Here is a 2459-nt window from a genome sequence, read left to right on the forward strand (position 1 = left end):
CGGGCGGCATCCGTGAGGATGCCGCCCGTTTCCGTAGGGGCGTAAGCCGGACTGTTTCTGCTGCATTTCCCGCAGAAGTATGTGGCGCGGTCTGGCAAAACCCTGAATTTATCCGGCATGACGGATGCCGATTCACCCGCGCCATCACGCAAAGGCCCGTTCGGGAAGAGTGCGCCCTATCGGGGCCTCTGGTCCGAGTTCGTGCGCGGCGTGTCCTGGCTGTACCTGAAAGCGACCGGCTGGCGCATTGGCTCCGACTGGCCGGATATTCCGAAATCAGTGATCGTGGCGGCGCCCCACACCTCCAACTGGGACGGGCTGACGATGTTGGCGGTGGCGGGCTGGTACCGGGTGAAACTTAGCTGGATGGGCAAGGCGGCGCTGGTGAAGGGGCCGATGGGATGGCTTGTGCGCCGCTCGGGCTGTGTGCCGGTGGAGCGGTCGAGTTCGCATGATGTCGTCGAACAGATGCGGATGGCGTTTGCGGATCGCCCGGTCATGCACCTCGCCGTGGCGCCGGAGGGCACGCGCAAGGCTAATCCGGACTGGAAGACCGGTTTCTATCATATCGCCCGCTCGGCCGGTGTGCCGCTGATCATGTCGGTGCTCGACTACAAGACGCATGTCGTGCGCCTCGACGGGCCGATGGCGCTGACCGGCGACATGGCAGCCGACATGGCACAGGTGCTGGAGAGCTACCGCGCGGCGGAGGGCAAGTTTCCCGCGCAGTTCGTGCTGCCGGGCGGGAAAGGCTAGAGCAAGCGATCTGATGGTATCAGATCGCTTGCTCTAGCATTCCGTTTTGTCGCAACTTCTTCCGCTCAACCGGTGCCCACTTGAGCGGAATTTGCTCTAGCGGCAGGCCTCGATCGACTTGTCGATGGCCGCGGCTGAGCCGCTCAGCGAGAACCTGTAGCTGACATTCGTGCCGCGCGCAGAGGTGCCTTCGAAACTGAGATTGGCGCCCTTGCGGAGGGCTTCGACAATGGATTTGTCATCCTTGTCGTCGGCGAAGGCTTCGCGCCCTGAGGTGAACAGGGTCCAGCTGGACCGGCCGACTTTGGTTTTGGGGCTGGAGCCTTCGCGGAAATCATAGCCAACGCGCACGCTGGGCTGGGCCGTGGCGGCGCCGGATTTCCAAGTGGTCACATAGTACCAGACCGCGCCGTGATTGGCACTGGATGGGGTTTTCGATGTCGCCTCTGTGGCGGCATAGCAGAGGTCCTGGCCGTTTACCGTGTCAGTGAAGACAACCCAATCCTTGAAACGGCCAACCGCTGTGCGTTCGGCCTGTGCGGGCAGAGCCAGCAGGGGCGCGATCACAATTGCGAAAATAATGCTGCGAAGGACGGTTACTCTTTGCGTGCTCAAGACTAGATCCTCAGGGTCGCTGCGACTTTGACCCTAGAGGGAATACAGGGCTGATGCGACAACCGGCAACACCTATCGCAAAATGCAGGAGATATACCGGCTCATGGTTGCATTGGCGCGCGACAGCGGCGAGGTTCGCAGCCGTAATACGGGAGTGACGCGGCGCGTGTCTGACAAATCCGTTCGTGCCCTCGATCCTGCCCAGCGGGAGCGGTTTGCCGACCTCATGACAGAGGTTGCGGAGCGCCGCTCGAAGCCGGCCTTTGCCGAGTTGTTCGGCTTTTACGCGCCGCGCCTGAAAAGCTACATGCTGCGCCTCGGCGCCGGGGATGCGGAGGCCGAGGAGCTAGTGCAGGACGTGATGGTGACGGCCTGGCAGAAGGCGGGGATGTATGACCGCAGGCAGGCGTCGGTCTCGACCTGGCTGTTCAGGATCGCGCGGAACCGGCGGATCGACGTGCAGCGCCGCCAGCGCCGCCCGGAGCTGATGACGGACGATCCGCAGCTGAGCCCGGCGGGGGTCGAGGCACCGGATGAGGCTGTTTCGCGCGGCCAGATGGAAGGGATCGTGCGCGAGCGGCTGCAGGAATTGCCGCGCGAACAGCTCGTTCTGGTCCAGGCGGCGTTTTATGACGGCCTGTCCCATTCCGAGATCGCCGAAGCCTTCAACCTGCCGCTAGGCACCGTGAAATCCCGCATCCGCCTCGCTTTTCAGCGCCTGAAGGGGGATATCGAGCCGCAAATCTGAGGCACTTGCAGGAATTTGCAGCGCCGTTTCCTTGACCTTCACCTCCACCGGACAATCTTTGACCGAAGATTTGGAATTGACCCTGACCCTGCCATGACCTCCACCGTACTCTCCTCCGACAACGATCTTTACGCTGCCTACGCTGCCGGCAGCCTCGACCCGGCCTATGCGCTGCTGGTCGAGACGCAGGGCGCAATCCGGGCAGATGTCGGCGCGGTGCTGGCCAAAAGTGAGATGGTTGCGGCCAGCCTGATGGAAACTGCGGCGGGCGTTGAAATGAGCGACCGTGCGCTGGACCGGGCGCTGGCTGCCATCGACGAGCTGGAAGCGAGCACCTCTG

At 62.9% G+C, this 2459-nt stretch carries 4 protein-coding genes; 3 read left to right on the top strand and 1 reads right to left on the bottom strand.

Annotation, left to right across the window (positions count from 1 at the left end):
• Positions 1–117: 117 nt before the first annotated feature.
• Complete coding sequence (locus ACK4TE_RS15195; protein WP_409912382.1) at positions 118–756, top strand: 1-acyl-sn-glycerol-3-phosphate acyltransferase; 639 nt, start codon at positions 118–120, stop codon at positions 754–756.
• Between the two features lie 96 nt (positions 757–852).
• On the opposite strand, the gene ACK4TE_RS15200 is transcribed toward ACK4TE_RS15195, so the two are convergent.
• Positions 853–1371: an invasion associated locus B family protein gene (locus ACK4TE_RS15200; protein ID WP_409912383.1), complete on the bottom strand. Its 519-nt coding sequence runs from the start codon at positions 1369–1371 to the stop codon at positions 853–855.
• Between the two features lie 166 nt (positions 1372–1537).
• Between ACK4TE_RS15200 and ACK4TE_RS15205 the strand changes: the two genes are divergently transcribed.
• Both ACK4TE_RS15205 and ACK4TE_RS15210 read left to right on the top strand, forming a co-directional pair.
• A complete protein-coding gene (locus ACK4TE_RS15205; protein WP_409912384.1) occupies positions 1538–2119 on the top strand; it encodes a sigma-70 family RNA polymerase sigma factor in 582 nt (193 codons plus the stop codon).
• Between the two features lie 93 nt (positions 2120–2212).
• Positions 2213–2459, top strand: a 247-nt coding sequence (locus ACK4TE_RS15210; RefSeq protein ID WP_409912385.1) for a hypothetical protein, incomplete at its 3' end; no start/stop codon positions are given.

Source organism: Hyphomonas sp. (assembly GCF_046313975.1).
Lineage (GTDB): Bacteria > Pseudomonadota > Alphaproteobacteria > Caulobacterales > Hyphomonadaceae > Hyphomonas.

Excerpts from the sequence above, each read along its gene's own strand:
- ACK4TE_RS15195 (WP_409912382.1), top strand. The coding sequence starts at position 118 with ATGACGGATGCCGATTCACCCGCGCCATCACGCAAAGGCCCGTTCGGG.